Here is a 15,481-nt window from a genome sequence, read left to right on the forward strand (position 1 = left end):
ACATTTTGTCATCTTAAAAGACACTCCAACGAGTGTCTTTTTTTCTATATCCAACAAGGACTTACTCATTTCAAAGTATAAATACATAAAATAATGTAAATCATGACACGCATGAATCACTTTCTAAAAGTTATAAAGTAGATTCAAAATAAAAAAGCACTCTTAACTAGAGTGCTTTTTACTTTCAAACAAGGAGGCTACATATATGGATAGTACTCTCGTATTTAACTTTGGCATTGGTATTGTTATCATTTTATTCGTCTTCTTTGTACTTTGTATGAGCGGGGTATAAAAAGGCGATTTTCGAGCGTCTTTTTATACATACATATGTATTACTTGACTTCTACAAAGGCAGTAACCATAATAGTTACAGAAATACAAATAGCTATTCACATATCCACAAATAGGAGGAAGAAAAATGAAACATGTAATCGTTTATGCACACCCGAATACAAAAAGCTTCAACCATGCGATTTTAGAAACGGTAAAAAGTGAATTAGAAGGAAAAGGTCACGAAGTACGCGTTCGCGATCTATACGAATTAAACTTTAATCCAGTATTAGGCGCTTCCGATTTCATCTCATTTTCTCAAGGAAATACACCAGAAGATATTAAAGAAGAACAAGAGCATATCTCTTGGGCTGATAGCATTACATTCATTTATCCAGTGTGGTGGGCGGGACTTCCTGCTATTTTAAAAGGATACGTTGACCGTGTATTTAGCCACGGATTCGCTTATGCTTACGGTGAAAACGGTATTGAAAAGTTATTAAGCGGTAAAAAAGGATTGTTATTATCTACAATGGGAAATACGAAAGAAGCATACACAGCAGGCGGCATGTTTGATGCAATGAAGAAAACAGCGGATGTTGGTATTTTTGAATTTACAGGCATTGAAACAATTGAGCATACATTCTATACAAGTGTTCCTTCTGTGGATGACATTGTGCGTAAACAATATCTTGAAGAGGTTAAAGACGTTGTGAATCGTGCGTTCTAATAAAATTATATCAGCGATTTTCTAAATATATCAGCGCAACTCAAATTATATCGGCGATTTTTCAAATATATCGACTTACCGATAAAAATCAACACTAGTCACAGCTGAATGTTAGCCCACACCAATCGGGCTGCCAGCAAATATCAGAAAAAAAGCTGTTCCAAAGTTTGGAACAGCTTTCTTCATTACATCTTCTCAATCCACTCCGTCAAGTTATGCACAACTTGCGTTGGTTGTACTTCATATTCTGTTAACTTCTCCACAGTTGTGACTCCAGTGTGGACAAGAAGGGTATGCATACCAGCATTTATTCCTGCTAAAATGTCTGTATCGTAGTTATCCCCAACCATTAATGCTTCATTTTTTTCTATGCCAAGCACTTTTAAAGCTTGTTCCATAATGATTGATTCTGGTTTTCCGATAAAGATTGGATCCACACCTGTTGATACCGCTACAACTGATGTTAATGAGCCGTTACCTGGTAATAATCCTCGCTCAGTTGGGATGGCAATATCCCCATTTGTAGAAATAAACGTCGCGCCATTACGCACAGCAAGACACGCTTTTGCTAATTTTTCATATGTGATGTCACGATCTAAACCCACAACAACGAAATCAGGATTTTCATCCACAAGTTCAAATCCTTTTTCCACAAGTGCATCGTGTAAGCCTTCTTCACCAATCATATATACAGTTGCGTCTTGTTTACGTTCATAAATGAAGTTCGCAGTCGCCATACTCGTTGTGAATACTTGCTCCGCTTTCGCTGGAATATCGAAACGAACAAGCTTTTCTGCCACTTGTTCTGGTTTGCGAGTTGAGTTATTCGTAACGAATAAATATGGAATGCCGCGCTCTCCTAATGCTTTTACGAAGTCGCTTGCTTCTTCAATTTGCTCTTCTCCGCGATACATCGTACCGTCTAAGTCAATTAAGTAACCTTTATACATCGATTATGTCTCTCCTTCTATGCTAACGTTCTCACCTTATCATACCACTCTTATATTACCCGCTTTTCCAAAAGAAAAAAACGCTTTACCTTAAAGCGCCCCATAACGTTCATTTTTTCTCTTTTATTTGGTAAGAACAACTACAATCTCCCTCGCACATATTTGCTAGTGTTTTCACTTCTGCGTTCGTAAATAAACGCTTATACATCTCTTTTTCATCTTCACATACTTGCGGGAATCTCTCGGCAATTTCCTTTAACGGACAGTTTTGTTTTTCAATTACGAAAGAATTCTCTCCATCTCTCTTTATTTGAACCATATAACCATTTCTCTCTTGCATAGCTGCTATCTCTTGCACTTTATATGCTAAATTCTTTTGATTACTCACTCTCTTTTGTAACTGTTCTTCCATTCGCTTCGTTCTCTCTTTTAAAACGTAACGAAGTATTTTTTCATCGCCCATTCGAGCTAAATCTTCTAGCATATCAATCGCAAATTGCTTATACTCTTTCGGGAATGTATCTTCTCCCTTTTCGCTTAATCCATACAAATAAGTTGGTCTTCCGACATGTTGCCTTACCATCTTAGAATAAATGAGTCCGTCTTTCTCAAGATTACTTAAATGTCTTCGAATCGCCATTTCTGTAATCTCTAAAACGTCAGCTAGTTCCGCTACCGTGTGCTCTCCCTTTACTTTCAACAATTGTACAATCTCGTCTTTCGTAGTACGTGCTTCCCCCATACTTCACCCTTCTCCCTTTTCTTTCTCACATACAATATAAGATCCCCAAAAGGCATTCTCTGGGGATCTTATAAGCATAATTATTCTGGTACAAATGCAGATACAGGTCCTAATTCCTTTTCTAAATAACTGCGAATATTTGCTGGGTATTTCTCTACCACTGCAATATGTTTTTGAATCGTCTTATATAATTCATCATGATTCATTTGAATATAGTCTTGCGTAAGCATTTTTCGAAGAAGGATAATTTCTTTCATCCCTTGTCCATCTTCTTCACTTATCACTCGCTCGTCCATTAAAATATCAATAATATCTTCATAGCTTCCTGGATCGCGCATAATAAATCCATCAATCATCGCATTTCCTACATCTAATACAGTATCAATAATAAGATGGGCTATGCGCTCTAATGCGTAAAATTCAAACTCGGTTTCATATATCTTTTTCTCTTGAAATGTACTTGTTGCTCGTTCTAAACATACTAGCATTTGTTCTATTTTCTTTCTGTCTACAAAATACATGAATGTCACCTACCTGGAAATTAAAGCATTTACATTTTAATTGTAACGCTTTCTTCTGAAAAAATCGACAATTTTTCGAATTCACCTTTTCTCCGTTATTTGTTATAGTTATATTTGTATGATTTTTGAAATTGGAGGAATGGAATCTTGGAACGTGAACTCGCACTAGAAATTGTCCGTGTAACAGAAGCAGCAGCCTTAGCATCCGCACAGTGGATGGGCCGCGGAAAGAAAAATGAAGCAGATGATGCAGCAACTACAGCAATGCGTGATATGTTCGATTCAGTAAACATGGCAGGTACAGTTGTAATTGGTGAAGGAGAACTTGATGAAGCACCGATGTTGTATATTGGTGAAGAACTAGGAACAGGTAACGGTCCAGAAGTAGACATCGCCGTTGATCCATTAGAAGGTACAAACATCGTTGCAAAAGGTCTTGCAAATGCAATGGCAGTTATTGCAATCGCAGACAAAGGGAACCTTCTTCATGCTCCTGATATGTACATGGAAAAAATCGCGGTTGGTCCAAAAGCAGCTGGTAAAATTAGCTTAGATGATCCAATTGAAAAAACAATTGAAATTGTAGCAGAAGCTAACAATAAAAAGATTCGCGATCTAACAGTTATCGTTCAAGAACGTGAACGTCATCAAGATATTATTGACCGTGTTCGTGCAAAAGGTGCACGCGTAAAATTATTTGGTGACGGTGATGTTGGTGCGTCAATCGCAACAGCACTACCTGGAACCGGTATCGACTTATTCGTAGGTATTGGCGGAGCTCCAGAAGGTGTTATTTCTGCAGCAGCATTAAAGTGCCTTGAAGGTGAAATGCAAGCTCGCTTAGTTCCAATGAACGAAGAAGAAGAAGCTCGTTGTCGTGAAATGGGATTAGAAGATCCTCGTCAACTTCTTATGTTAGATGACCTAGTATCTGGGGATGATGCAATCTTCTCAGCAACTGGTGTATCTGCTGGTGAGTTATTAGACGGTGTTAAATTCCTTGGCGGAGACTTAGCTGAAACATACTCTATCGTAATGCGTTACAAAACAAGAACAGTACGATTCATTAAAACACATCACCATTTAGATCATAAACCACACTTAAACTTAGATATTTAATAAAGGAGCCATGTGTATGGAAGAACGTTTCTTTCTGTACGACGATACTGTCGCTACAAAAACTCGTTTCGTTAGCTTTATGGGAGAAAATGAGCGTCACGATTTAGCGCTATTATACTCCGATCGTCATTACGGTAAAACAATTGTCCTTGATATGCAGCGCAATAAATTTGCAATCATCGGTGCTGACGATTTAAACGAACCAGGCTACTTAGAGCATGCATTTTCTATGACTGAAGAAATTGCAGAAGAATTACGCTCATTTTTATTTGAACTTATATAATTTATCGTATGCACCAGCTATTTTAGCTGGTGTTTTTTCATTATAAGAGTTTTGAATTTTCAATCTTCTATGTTATAATTAAGAATAAATCTATTTGGATAGAAAGGACGTTATCTACGTATGCCAACATTTACTTTGTAATGGACCAGCAATTGGATAGCATTACTCTCAAAAAAGCACCGTGCTTTTTCAAGGGAGTAGTCTGCCCATTCCCATTACAAAGGAACGTATTGCATCTGTAGTATGATGTTTACGGAGGTTCCTCTTTGGGGACCTCCTTTTATTTTTGTCTTTTTCTCATGTCTTCATACTACAAGACATCCAAATAGCTGTATTACGTTCCTTTACCACTACTATAAGAGGTGAAGGAAAATGCAGAAAGTACAACTTTCTTGGAGTTTATATGAAAATGAGCAAAACACAATCGAAAAGTATTGTAAAAATTGCAGACGTACTACCCTATTTACCGATACAAATATTCGCAGGCATAACGCTAATGGAAAAAATATATATCGCTTTGCTATTTATAAATGTCCGAGAGATCATACGTGGAATCAAAAATTACGTATTTACAAAGCATTTACTGATCATGTAGAAACAATCGATATGACGCAGGAAGACCAAACAGAAACAAGTACTACTATTTCCATTACACAGCATAAAGAAAGTGGCATAGCCGAAATCACGGTTGTATTAGACATCGTTTTCGGTTCCCACCGAATGGATAAAGCATTATCCACATATATCTCTGATTGGAGCCGTACACTCATTGTGGATAAAATTAAAAATGGGGATATTCAATTGAACGGACGACAAATGAAACCAAATACAATACTTTCTGAAGGCGATTCTATTTCAATTTGTTTATAAGGGGGAGTTTCATGCTAAATGTGAGAAAAGGTACGATGAATTTATTAGACGAATTAGATGCAATGTATACAGAATGTAAAAAAGCACTCTTACAAAAGAAAATTTATCAATGGAATGATTCATATCCGACTCGAGAACATATTTCCTATCACTTAGAACAAGGTGAACTCTATTGCCTATTTGAGCATGATTCGCTTGTTGGTGCTGTTGTATTGAACGAATGGCAATCTCCCGAATACGCGCTTATTGATTGGTCAGAAACAGATGGATGTTTTCTTATCGTCCACTCTTTCGTCATCCATCCTTTCGCCCAAGGAAAAGGATATAGCAAAGTACTTTTATCCTTTTGGGAAAGTGAAGCGAAACGAAAAAACTATACCGGCATACGATTAGATGCTTTCACTGGCAATCCTGTCTCATTACGTTTGTATGAAAAGAATCATTATATTTGCCGAGGTGCTGTTTACTTTTCAAGTAAACAGCCTCCTCACAATTGGTATAACTGCTATGAAAAAATCCTCTTACAATTGTAAGAGGATTTTTTTATTTCTTCACTTTTCGTAATACAAAATGTGCGCAACCGAAGTTACAGTACTCGTATAAATACTCCGTTAACGTACTAATTTTCGTATCATATGTCGCACGTTGGTTACTATCATCAAAGAATCCGCGCAATCTAAGTTGCTCATATCCCCAGTCCCCAACGATGTAATCATATTTATTTAAAATTTCTGCATAGCGCTCTTTAAATGCTTCTTCACTAAAACCGTCACGAAAGTTTTTAATTACTTCGTACTGAACATTATTAATGCTCACCGTAGCATGAATCTCTTGCTTTTGCTCCATCATTAACTTCCTCTCTAAGCATTCTTCTTTTTATCGTATCACAAAGCATAACAACCAACAATTTCAAATACAAAAAATTGCAAATTAGTACATGCTATGGAGAAGGAGGTGATACATCGTGAAAAAACAAATTTTACTTTCCCTTCTCACTCTTTCCTTATTTGCAGGCTGCCAATCAGCGAACAAAGCTGAAATGGAACGTGAGGAAGGAAGCCGTGTTCTTGTTTCCAATAAAAACGACATGTATCATACGGAAAATACAAATACAAGACTCACAAGAGTCGGTTATTCTTCTAAACAAAAGCATGAAGTATCTAACAAACAAGTAGGGGCCATTAATCGCGAGAAGGTCGCTGAAATGATTACAAGCATGACAGTCAAACTTCCTGACGTTACAAACGCTGCTACACTCGTTACTGATGATGAAGTGTTCGTTGTATACCGTGCAAACACAACGGATCCAAAACTCGTAGCGGATCAAGTATATAGAGCTGCTTTGTCCATCGTTCCTCGCTATTATAAAGCATATGTATCAACAGACCAAAAGTTGATTTCTCAAATTCAAGGGCTTCAATCTGGCGCATTAAATGATACAGAATATACACAAAGCCTCGATATGTTAAAACGAGAAATGAGTAAAAATCCTCATTTGAACAATACGGGAGATCAGACTTTGAATGATATGATTAAAAAGTAAAACAGGTGGAGAAAATCTCCACCTGTTTTACTTTTTATTTTTTATTACGATCCGCATAAACCTCCATCGCATCACACATAAACTGCGCTAACCCCTCACCAAACTTATCGATATTTTTCGTAAAGCGCTCATCAGCGACGTACATTTGACCGAGTCCTTTAAAAGCATCTAATGAATATTCACCGAAGTTTTGCAAGTAATCGTACCATACTTTAATAGCTGCCTGCGCCTCTTTAGAATCTGGTGCATCGTGTCTAAACGTTGCTAAATTTCTATAAATAGTATTAAACTCTTCTTGGTTCTCTTTTGACATACCTTTTGCATATTCGTTCGCTTTATCTACAGCTGCATCTCCCCATTTTTCACGTGCTTCTTCTTCATATGGGTTATGGCTGAAATCGAATCCTTCAAATTTCTCTTTATTCGTCATTTCAATCTCTCCTTTTGTATGTTGAATTGTTTTATCAATCGTCGCAATCACCTTATCTAATCTGGCACGCTTTTCAAGAAGCATTTTCTTATGAAGCTGTAGTGCCTCTTCACGATCAAATGATGGACTCATGATAATCTCTTTAATTTTCTTCAAAGGGAAGCCAAGCTCTTTAAAAAACAAAATTTGCTGCAATGTCTCTAAATTTTCATTGGAATACAGACGATATCCAGACTCTGTCGTCTCGTCTGGGGTTAACAACCCAATTTCATCGTAATGATGCAGTGTGCGCACACTAATTCCAACTAAATCAGCTACTTCTTTTACTCTCATTGTCATTTGTATCTCCCCCTTAGTACATACGATAAAGTATGACGCAACGTTAGAGTCAATAAGTAAATTCATTTTCTTTCTAAAAGTTTCATCTCTCCCATATTTCATGCATAATAGATATGTACATATATTAGAAAGCGGTGAAAGTATGGTTTCAAATACTGTAATTGCCAGCATCATTTTTCAACTTATTGTCTCGATTCTGGTCCCAATTATCGTACTCGTTTATTTCCGTAAAAAATATAATATGAATTGGAAAGTGGTCGGCGTTGGTGTTCTTATCTTTATTGGATTCACCCAAATTCTTGAAACACCATTCCACCTATTTATGCGCGGTAATCCAACAATCGCTCCATTTTTAGAAAATCCGTTTGTCTTCGCAATTTATGGCGGATTGACTGCTGGTATTTTTGAAGAATTAGGACGCTTCGTTGCCTTCTTCTTCTTACTAAAAAAATATCTAGAATATAAAGATGGCTTCGCTTATGGAATTGGTCACGGCGGAATTGAATCTATTTTAATTGGCGGTTTTTCTGCATTACAAGCATTAATCTTTGCTAATTCTATTAACGATGGTAGCTTCGCTCGACTGATTGAACAAAAACCCGAGCTTAGCATTTTACAGGACATGTTAATTCAGCAACCTGCCTACTTATACTTCCTTGGTAGCTTAGAAAGAATTATGGCACTCGTGCTTCAAATCGCCTTTACAATGCTTGTTTTATACGCAGTCAAACAGAAGAAATATATCTTCCTAGTATACGCTATACTATTCCACGCATTTGTAGACTTTTTCGCGGCACTTTACCAAACAAAAACAATCAATATCTTTGTTGCCGAAGGAATTACCCTTCTCTTCACAATTGGGGCTGTCGTTCTTATTCGCAAGATGAAAGCGAAATTAATGAGTGTGCCGGAGTAAAAAATAACCCACCGATTGGTGGGTTATTTTTTATGGATTGTCGCAATGGTGATAGCTTTTTCCTTCTTGCAGCTCCCTCTTTGTTTCTGCATCTATAACGATGTACTTATGGAACTCTTCTACTTCATTTTGAGTAAAAGAAGCGAAAAAATAAACTTGGCGATCAGGGTGAACAAAAAAATCTTGAAGCACCACTCTACTTCGACAACCGACAGCTGTTTTTTGCAGGAAAGAAAATTCCTCATCAGCCACTTCTTTAAATGAAATTTTTTTACGAACACTATATGCTGCATTTTTGTACTCTTTATAGATTTTCTTATCTAACTGTTTATAAAAAACATCCTCACTCACAAATGACTTATTTTTATTGCTTGGATAATTTAGTTTTCGGTTGGATTCTGCATATGTTGTGGACAATTGCGCAAGAAAACAAATAATGAATACGATACATATCATTTTTTTCATCATTGCACCTCAAATGTTCATTATCCACATTACTTTTCCACATATTTAAATCAATATGCTGTTTCCAATAAAAAGGAATTATTTCTACATTTGTCGAAGTATATAGCGTCAACTTGAAAGATGGGGATGAATTATGAAGAAAATTATTGTAATACGACATTGTTCAGCAATTGGGCAAAAACGTGATGATGAATTAACGACCGATGGAAAAGACCAAGCTAACACCCTTGCTACATTCCTCTTAGAAAATCATCTACAAATCGATCATATTATTTCAAGCCCATTTGTCCGAGCTATCGATTCCATTCGGCCCTATGCGCTCCAAGCTAACTTATCTATCCAAGAAGATGAACGATTAACTGAACGCATATTGAGCAACATTCCAATGGATGATTGGATGCAAAAACTAGAATCTACTTTTACAAATATAGATATTGCCTTTTCAGGCGGAGAGTCAACAAAACAAGCAACAGACCGGGCCCTATCGCTTATTCAAGACGTTTTACAATTAAACCATACGACAACACTACTTGTTACACATGGCAATTTACTTACACTCATTTTAAAGCATTTTGATCATACGATTGGCTTTAATGAATGGAGAACTTTAACGAATCCTGATATTTACGAAATTACAATCGACGAACAATGTATCATAAAACGCTTATGGGAAGCATCGTCCAAGTAATATCCCTTTCCAAAACATTCAGTTGACGCCACGAGAAGAGACTGTTCTAACAATAGAAAGGGGTATCATTTCATATGTACGAAGACGTACTTGCTTTACTACATAAAACAAATGTTTCTTATGAAAAATTCGAACACGAACCAGTACTCGATTATGAGACCGATCGGATCGTACGTGAGAGACTTGGCTTACAAGGCACTCCAAGTAAAAGCTTATTTTTAAAATCAAAGTCTGGAGATTATTACGTATTTTTTACGTTAGAGGGCACAAGGCTCAACCGGGGCGAGATGAAAGAACTATCAGGAGAACGCTTATCTCTCTGTTCTCCTGATGAACTGCGAGACAAAACTGGTTGTACGCCGGGATGTGTGGCTCCTTTCGGATATTCACACGATGTAACAATTATTGTGGATAACGCTATTTATACGTACGATAAAATTTTAATTACACCTGGTGTTCCTGAATTTACAATTGAATTATCCACAGAAGAATTAAAAAAGATTTTATTAACATGTCCAAATACCGTTTTAGAGTACAAACAAAAAGAGAGCTAATCATTAGCTCTCTTTTTTTCATTATTTAGCTTCTGCTGTTTTTTCTTTTGCAGAACGTACTTGCTCGTCCGCATGGTAAGAAGAACGCACAAGTGGGCCAGCTTCACAGTGGCTAAATCCTTTGCTAAGTGCAATTTCTTTAAGCTCTGCAAATTCTGCTGGTGGGTAATATTTAAGAACTGGTAAATGCTTCTTAGATGGTTGTAGGTATTGCCCAAGAGTTAAAATATCCACATTGTTTGCACGTAAGTCATCCATTGCTTCAATTAAATCTTCTCTCGTTTCACCTAAGCCCACCATAATGCTCGATTTAGTTGGAATATCAGGCTGCATTTCTTTCGCTCGACGTAAAAACTCTAATGAACGTTCATATTTTGCTCTAGCGCGAACTCGGTCAGATAATCGACGTACTGTTTCAATGTTATGGTTCAAAATATCTGGTTTTGCATCCATTAACATTTTTAAGTTTTCTTCTACTCCACCCATATCAGATGGTAATACTTCGATAGACGTGAATGGGTTTTTACGACGTACTGCGCGTACTGTTTCAGCAAAAACAGCTGCTCCCCCGTCCTTTAAATCATCACGTGCAACCGCTGTTATAACAACGTGCTTTAAGCCCATTTGTACTACTGAATCTGCTACGCGTTCTGGTTCTTGTAAATCAAGCTCAGTTGGTAAGCCTGTTTTAACCGCACAAAAACGACAAGCACGTGTACAAACCGCACCTAAAATCATAAATGTTGCTGTTTTTCTTACAGCCCAGCATTCATGAATATTCGGACATTTTGCCTCTTCACAAACGGTATGAAGATTCTTAGAACGCATCATTTTCTTTAAGCCTGTATAGTTTTCATTCGTGTTTAACTTAATTTTCAACCATTCGGGCTTGCGCTTATATTCTGTTTGTTTTGTCATGGTTATCAACTCCGCACAATATGAAATAGTTTACCGTGTTCGCTTCTTTCAATGTAACATATCTATTCTAACGTATGAAAGCGATTTGCTCAAATGAAGATTCTAAGATTTTTTCCAATCGTTCCCTATAATGAAATACTCCGTATATCCCACACTAAAAAGAGTGATGTTGTGAAAGGAGTCTATTTCATGCTTCGAAAAATTTCTCTTTTGCTTTCTATTTGTTTTCTTCTCCACCAAAACATCGCTTACGGTGAAGATAATCAGCAAAGCATATACGAAAAGCGCATGGCACTATATAAAGAAACCGAGCAGTCTTCAGGCATTCCATGGTATTACTTAGCTGCAATGGATCAATATGAAAGAAATATACGGAGCGTAAGAAAAGATATTCCGAAAAAACCAGATGCCATCATTTCCCTTTATTTCAAACCAGAAATATGGGCTGGACCTATTAATAGTAACGATACTCTCCCCCATACAATTTCTCTATTTGGCGGAATAGGTTTAGATGGTGACAAAGATGGATTTGCAAATGCAAATAGCGACCGTGATCTTCTGCATACCGCAGCGACTATTTTAAGGAAACAAGGAACGTCAGAAGACCGTATTAAAATTATGCTTTGGGAATATTATAGACGTGCAAAAACAGTTGATTTAATTAGCGAGTACGCCCAAATTTATAAACATTATGGACGTATTAATTTAGAAGGAAATGCTTTTCCTCTCCCGATTCGTAGTGACCATAGCTACCGTAGTACTTTCGGCGCTGGAAGAAGTTTTGGCGGAAGACGAATTCATGAAGGAACCGATATTTTCGCCGGATATGGAGTGCCAGTAAGATCGACTTGCTATGGCATTATTGAAACGAAAGGTTGGAACCGCCTTGGTGGATGGCGCATTGGTATTCGCGACCTTCATAACAATTACCATTATTACGCTCATTTAGGCGGGTTCTCAAAAGAAATACAGCTTGGACAAATTGTTGAGCCAGGGAAAGTAATCGGATTTGTTGGTAGCACTGGTTATGGACCTCCTGGTACAGCCGGAAAATTCCCACCCCACTTACATTTTGGCATATATAAAGACAATGGCTATACAGAATGGGCCTTCGATCCATACATGCATTTAAGCCTTTGGGAACGCAAAGAACGAGCAAATACAAAAAGATAACCGTAGCTGCATTGCTACGGTTATTTTTTATCCATTAAAAGCCTGGCTGAGCCGGGTTTCACTGTATTTACAACTAACTATCTGTTTTCTTTTTATCAGGTACAGCAACACTTCCACTTCCATAATACGTAGGCACTTCCCCTTGAACGATACGCGTCGCAATCGGAACATTTTGTTTCACCGTTATCTCTTTCGTATGAAATGGAATAATTACTTGCAATGTTACTTCCATTTCCATAACAATTTGAATTGCTGTAGTATTAATCCCATGCGGCTCAATTTTTTGTTTAATATCTGTATTCACATGCCCAATTGGCGTGAAATGAATCGGAATATCTGGTCCTATATTACCAAGAAGTGCATTATCAGTTACACGTCCAAAAGGAACTGCCATAGTCGCCCCGTTTTTTTCAGAAATACCTAGCTCCTTCAACTTCCCTTGTTCTACTTGTTGCAAATATTTTTCTATGTACGTGGTCGTTGACGTTACGATTTCATTTACTTGCTTCGTATTTAAATTAATTGTGGATACTTTTCCGTTTTTATCATTCTGTACTTTCATTAATGAATCGACATCGAATCCTTCATTAATTCTATCCTTTACCGCCTTCGTCATAATTGCTGTCGCCATTTTATGTGTCTCTACTTCCCCATATTTAATTAAGGTCGGCTGAATACTATTATTCACAATCCACAACCCTTGTGTAAGTAATATAACAAAAAGAATAAACGACATAAGCAGTATATACCGAAAGGCAATAGGTCCCCTTCGAAACCGCGAGTTTTTCGAGCGAAATATACTCATAAAAAAACCTCCTTCTTATATCATTTCTATGCAAGAAGGAGGGACGATATATGCTTATCTCATTTTTAATAATGCTTCTTTTCCAATCGTTCCTGCTGGAATGCCTAATGCTTCAGCTCCAGTCGTTACCGATTCTAGCGGCGCTTCAAGAAGTTGTTCAATCGTTCTTACACCAACCGCACGGCCAGCAATAATTCCTCGATCACCTAACTTCTCATTTAAAAGACCTACATCTAATGCACCACACATAATATATCCTTTATCGCTCATTACAGCTAGCAAATTTGTCTTTGGAAGTTTCACGCTAACCGCAATAAACGTATAATTATCAATTATAATTGGCTCCACATTAACCATAGTTCACACTCCTCTCTTTCTTATCTGTATGACAAGAGAAAAATGAGTGTTACAAGTTAACTAGCCTATAGTTTAACGGAAGATGTATAAGTTATTAACATATCTGTTAACACATCTCTAAGTAGTTCTGGCATATAATATTGTTTGTCAGAAAGTGTGGATAGCTCTGGGTATAAGTAGCCAAATGTAAACATATCAATTGTTCCTACTGTATATATACGATCTAATTCCAGCGATTCCCCGTTAATTAATACATCTTCGAGTAAAATTTTATTCCCAGGAATCGTATCTGGAATTACTTCTACACCCGCGTAAATCATTTTCCCCATCACTTTCCCACGAAATCCGAATCCTTTCACCTCAAGATTCTCCATATTCGGCTTACGTGCTTTCAAAATAACTTCTCTTAATATCTTTCCTGGAACTTTCAAAGCACACGGATTAATTGGATGTGGACAAATTCTGTGAATATCTCCGCGCGTTACGACACCCTCTTCTAACCCTTCAAGAAGTACACCAGCATTCACCATGCCAATTTCTGCACCGCACCATGTTTTCAGCGCACTTGCTAACATATGAGAAAACGGCGTCTCATGAAACCAATCAACCTGTAATGACTCTTTTAAATGAACGACAGGCTCTGCCATTATATGCTTACTTTCTTCCTGCAGTATTTCAATTGTGGATAACGGCTCGCTATAAGCACCTAACCGTTCCGTCTTAATCGCTCTACCGTCCTTTTTCAACAGCTTCTTCGTCTCTTTATCCACAGTAAGCTGCACGTGCCCAACGTAACGTCCCCACTTTTCACAGCAACAAAGTAAAGTATTATTCATTAGAACACCACGCTCAAATAAATGATGCGTATGTGCCCCTAAAATAACATCTATATCATAATGCTCTGCCATATACTCATCCATACTTTTTCCAAGGTGAGAAAGGACAACTGTTATATGAGCCTCATCTCTCACTTCTTCTAAAATAGACTCTAAATGGATAAGCGGATCTTCAATATGCCAATCGAGCATTTGATAAAACTCTGGATACGCAACAGTTAACCCGATAAAAGCAATCGTAATCCCATCTGTCGTTGTATGTAATTTATAAGGCTTTGCCCATGATGGACGTACACCTTCTTTTTCAAATAAATTTGCAACAAGTACTTCAAATCCAGCATCATCATAGAGCCGATTTAAATGCTCTTTCGCTAACGTAATTCCTTCATTATTTCCGATTGTTACATAATCATATAACGCCTCATTTAAAAGCTTCGTATTCCCAAGCCCATTTGTCGCTTCCGAAATACTATGAAAACGATCCACATGATCGCCGATATCAATCGTCAAAACAGTCTCTCCCGCTTCCTGTCTTCGCTTTTTCTCCCCTAGAACAAACCGAGAAATTTGCGGCCAATTTTCAAAATGACTATGTATATCGTTTGTATGATAAAGGTGGATGATTGTTTCTTTATTTGTATTCAGAGAAAAAACCTCCTCTCAGTTCCTTACTGCCATTTACGCTATGCGCACACAATAATCCTGTAAATACTTTTCGTCTTTTCTTGCTATTTTACATTGTACTCGCATTGTGAGAAAAAGCAAAAGATTGTCCTTTTTATATGAGAAACTTTTGCTAATGCAGGAAAGAATTCCAGATAGTGGAGGGAGGGGTGGATTTGTCAAAAAGTTTAATAGAGAATTCAGTGGGTGGTTGTTCAAGTGGATTTGTCAGTATCTTTGTCTTAAAGCTAGTCGTTCTCTGTTCTTATAAAATGTTTGGGGTATGTGAGGATTTTCTTTTGTCTTATC

The 15,481-nt window shown here is 37.3% G+C and carries 20 protein-coding genes; 10 read left to right on the top strand and 10 right to left on the bottom strand.

The genetic code is table 11. The annotated features are described in order from the left end of the window. Positions 1-418 precede the first annotated feature (418 nt). Positions 419-1,000, top strand: coding sequence for an NAD(P)H-dependent oxidoreductase (locus DN399_RS24475; protein WP_149150008.1), 582 nt, complete (start codon positions 419-421; stop codon positions 998-1,000). 185 nt (positions 1,001-1,185) lie between these two features. Here DN399_RS24475 and DN399_RS24480 read toward each other — a convergent pair whose 3' ends face one another. The 3 genes from DN399_RS24480 to DN399_RS24490 all read right to left on the bottom strand — a co-directional run bounded on the left by DN399_RS24480 (position 1,186) and on the right by DN399_RS24490 (position 3,213). Continuing rightward, positions 1,186-1,950, bottom strand: coding sequence for a TIGR01457 family HAD-type hydrolase (locus tag DN399_RS24480; RefSeq protein WP_000276467.1), 765 nt, complete (start codon positions 1,948-1,950; stop codon positions 1,186-1,188). A 109-nt stretch (positions 1,951-2,059) separates the two neighbouring features. Beyond that, positions 2,060-2,692, bottom strand: a complete 633-nt coding sequence (locus tag DN399_RS24485; protein WP_048534639.1) for a helix-turn-helix transcriptional regulator — start codon at positions 2,690-2,692, stop codon at positions 2,060-2,062. Positions 2,693-2,772: 80 nt separating this feature from the next. After that, positions 2,773-3,213 carry a DUF86 domain-containing protein gene (locus DN399_RS24490; RefSeq protein WP_000274010.1) on the bottom strand — a complete coding sequence of 147 codons (441 nt, stop codon included), beginning with the start codon at positions 3,211-3,213 and terminating at the stop codon, positions 2,773-2,775. 147 nt (positions 3,214-3,360) lie between these two features. Here DN399_RS24490 and glpX point away from each other — a divergent pair, with 147 nt between their 5' ends. The 4 genes from glpX to DN399_RS24515 all read left to right on the top strand — a co-directional run bounded on the left by glpX (position 3,361) and on the right by DN399_RS24515 (position 6,018). Further along, positions 3,361-4,332 carry a class II fructose-bisphosphatase gene (gene glpX, locus DN399_RS24495; protein ID WP_000439090.1) on the top strand — a complete coding sequence of 324 codons (972 nt, stop codon included), beginning with the start codon at positions 3,361-3,363 and terminating at the stop codon, positions 4,330-4,332. 16 nt (positions 4,333-4,348) lie between these two features. Further along, a complete protein-coding gene (locus tag DN399_RS24500) occupies positions 4,349-4,615 on the top strand; it encodes a DUF3055 domain-containing protein (RefSeq protein ID WP_000392606.1) in 267 nt (88 codons plus the stop codon). A gap of 372 nt (positions 4,616-4,987) precedes the next feature. Further along, on the top strand, positions 4,988-5,485 hold the full coding sequence (locus DN399_RS24510) for a DUF1062 domain-containing protein (protein WP_001174580.1): 498 nt from the start codon (positions 4,988-4,990) through the stop codon (positions 5,483-5,485). Positions 5,486-5,496: 11 nt separating this feature from the next. Continuing rightward, the gene (locus tag DN399_RS24515; RefSeq protein WP_149150010.1) at positions 5,497-6,018 is read left to right on the top strand and encodes a GNAT family N-acetyltransferase; all 522 of its coding nucleotides are present in this window, start codon (positions 5,497-5,499) and stop codon (positions 6,016-6,018) included. Between the two features lie 10 nt (positions 6,019-6,028). On the opposite strand, the gene DN399_RS24520 is transcribed toward DN399_RS24515, so the two are convergent. After that, on the bottom strand, positions 6,029-6,331 hold the full coding sequence (locus DN399_RS24520; protein ID WP_000435943.1) for a YutD family protein: 303 nt from the start codon (positions 6,329-6,331) through the stop codon (positions 6,029-6,031). Positions 6,332-6,449: 118 nt separating this feature from the next. On the opposite strand from DN399_RS24520, the gene DN399_RS24525 reads away from it, so the two are divergent. After that, the gene (locus tag DN399_RS24525; RefSeq protein ID WP_000744132.1) at positions 6,450-7,028 is read left to right on the top strand and encodes a YhcN/YlaJ family sporulation lipoprotein; all 579 of its coding nucleotides are present in this window, start codon (positions 6,450-6,452) and stop codon (positions 7,026-7,028) included. Positions 7,029-7,062: 34 nt separating this feature from the next. Here the strand turns inward: DN399_RS24525 and DN399_RS24530 are convergent, their stop codons facing one another. Further along, positions 7,063-7,797, bottom strand: a complete 735-nt coding sequence (locus DN399_RS24530; RefSeq protein WP_149150011.1) for a MerR family transcriptional regulator — start codon at positions 7,795-7,797, stop codon at positions 7,063-7,065. A gap of 100 nt (positions 7,798-7,897) precedes the next feature. On the opposite strand from DN399_RS24530, the gene DN399_RS24535 reads away from it, so the two are divergent. Next, positions 7,898-8,713, top strand: coding sequence for a YhfC family intramembrane metalloprotease (locus tag DN399_RS24535; protein WP_002164635.1), 816 nt, complete (start codon positions 7,898-7,900; stop codon positions 8,711-8,713). A gap of 30 nt (positions 8,714-8,743) precedes the next feature. On the opposite strand, the gene DN399_RS24540 is transcribed toward DN399_RS24535, so the two are convergent. Further along, a complete protein-coding gene (locus tag DN399_RS24540) occupies positions 8,744-9,178 on the bottom strand; it encodes a hypothetical protein (RefSeq protein WP_149150012.1) in 435 nt (144 codons plus the stop codon). A 133-nt stretch (positions 9,179-9,311) separates the two neighbouring features. Between DN399_RS24540 and DN399_RS24545 the strand changes: the two genes are divergently transcribed. Then, positions 9,312-9,866 (top strand): histidine phosphatase family protein, encoded by a 555-nt coding sequence (locus DN399_RS24545; RefSeq protein WP_000721022.1) that lies wholly within the window; start codon positions 9,312-9,314, stop codon positions 9,864-9,866. 74 nt (positions 9,867-9,940) lie between these two features. Next, complete coding sequence (locus DN399_RS24550) at positions 9,941-10,420, top strand: YbaK/EbsC family protein (RefSeq protein ID WP_000272746.1); 480 nt, start codon at positions 9,941-9,943, stop codon at positions 10,418-10,420. Positions 10,421-10,441: 21 nt separating this feature from the next. Here DN399_RS24550 and lipA read toward each other — a convergent pair whose 3' ends face one another. Next, positions 10,442-11,338: a lipoyl synthase gene (gene lipA / locus DN399_RS24555; protein WP_000166372.1), complete on the bottom strand. Its 897-nt coding sequence runs from the start codon at positions 11,336-11,338 to the stop codon at positions 10,442-10,444. 189 nt (positions 11,339-11,527) lie between these two features. Between lipA and DN399_RS24560 the strand changes: the two genes are divergently transcribed. Further along, a complete protein-coding gene (locus DN399_RS24560) occupies positions 11,528-12,511 on the top strand; it encodes a M23 family metallopeptidase (protein WP_000944663.1) in 984 nt (327 codons plus the stop codon). Positions 12,512-12,584: 73 nt separating this feature from the next. Here the strand turns inward: DN399_RS24560 and yunB are convergent, their stop codons facing one another. The 3 genes from yunB to DN399_RS24575 all read right to left on the bottom strand — a co-directional run bounded on the left by yunB (position 12,585) and on the right by DN399_RS24575 (position 15,154). Next, positions 12,585-13,316: a sporulation protein YunB gene (gene yunB, locus DN399_RS24565; RefSeq protein WP_000021807.1), complete on the bottom strand. Its 732-nt coding sequence runs from the start codon at positions 13,314-13,316 to the stop codon at positions 12,585-12,587. A 54-nt stretch (positions 13,317-13,370) separates the two neighbouring features. After that, positions 13,371-13,673 (bottom strand): YunC family protein, encoded by a 303-nt coding sequence (locus DN399_RS24570; protein WP_000248466.1) that lies wholly within the window; start codon positions 13,671-13,673, stop codon positions 13,371-13,373. A 65-nt stretch (positions 13,674-13,738) separates the two neighbouring features. Further along, positions 13,739-15,154 carry a bifunctional metallophosphatase/5'-nucleotidase gene (locus DN399_RS24575; RefSeq protein ID WP_249211115.1) on the bottom strand — a complete coding sequence of 472 codons (1,416 nt, stop codon included), beginning with the start codon at positions 15,152-15,154 and terminating at the stop codon, positions 13,739-13,741. Positions 15,155-15,481 lie beyond the last annotated feature (327 nt).

The organism is Bacillus sp. AR4-2, assembly GCF_008274865.1.
Taxonomy (GTDB): Bacteria; Bacillota; Bacilli; order Bacillales; family Bacillaceae_G; genus Bacillus_A; species Bacillus_A cereus.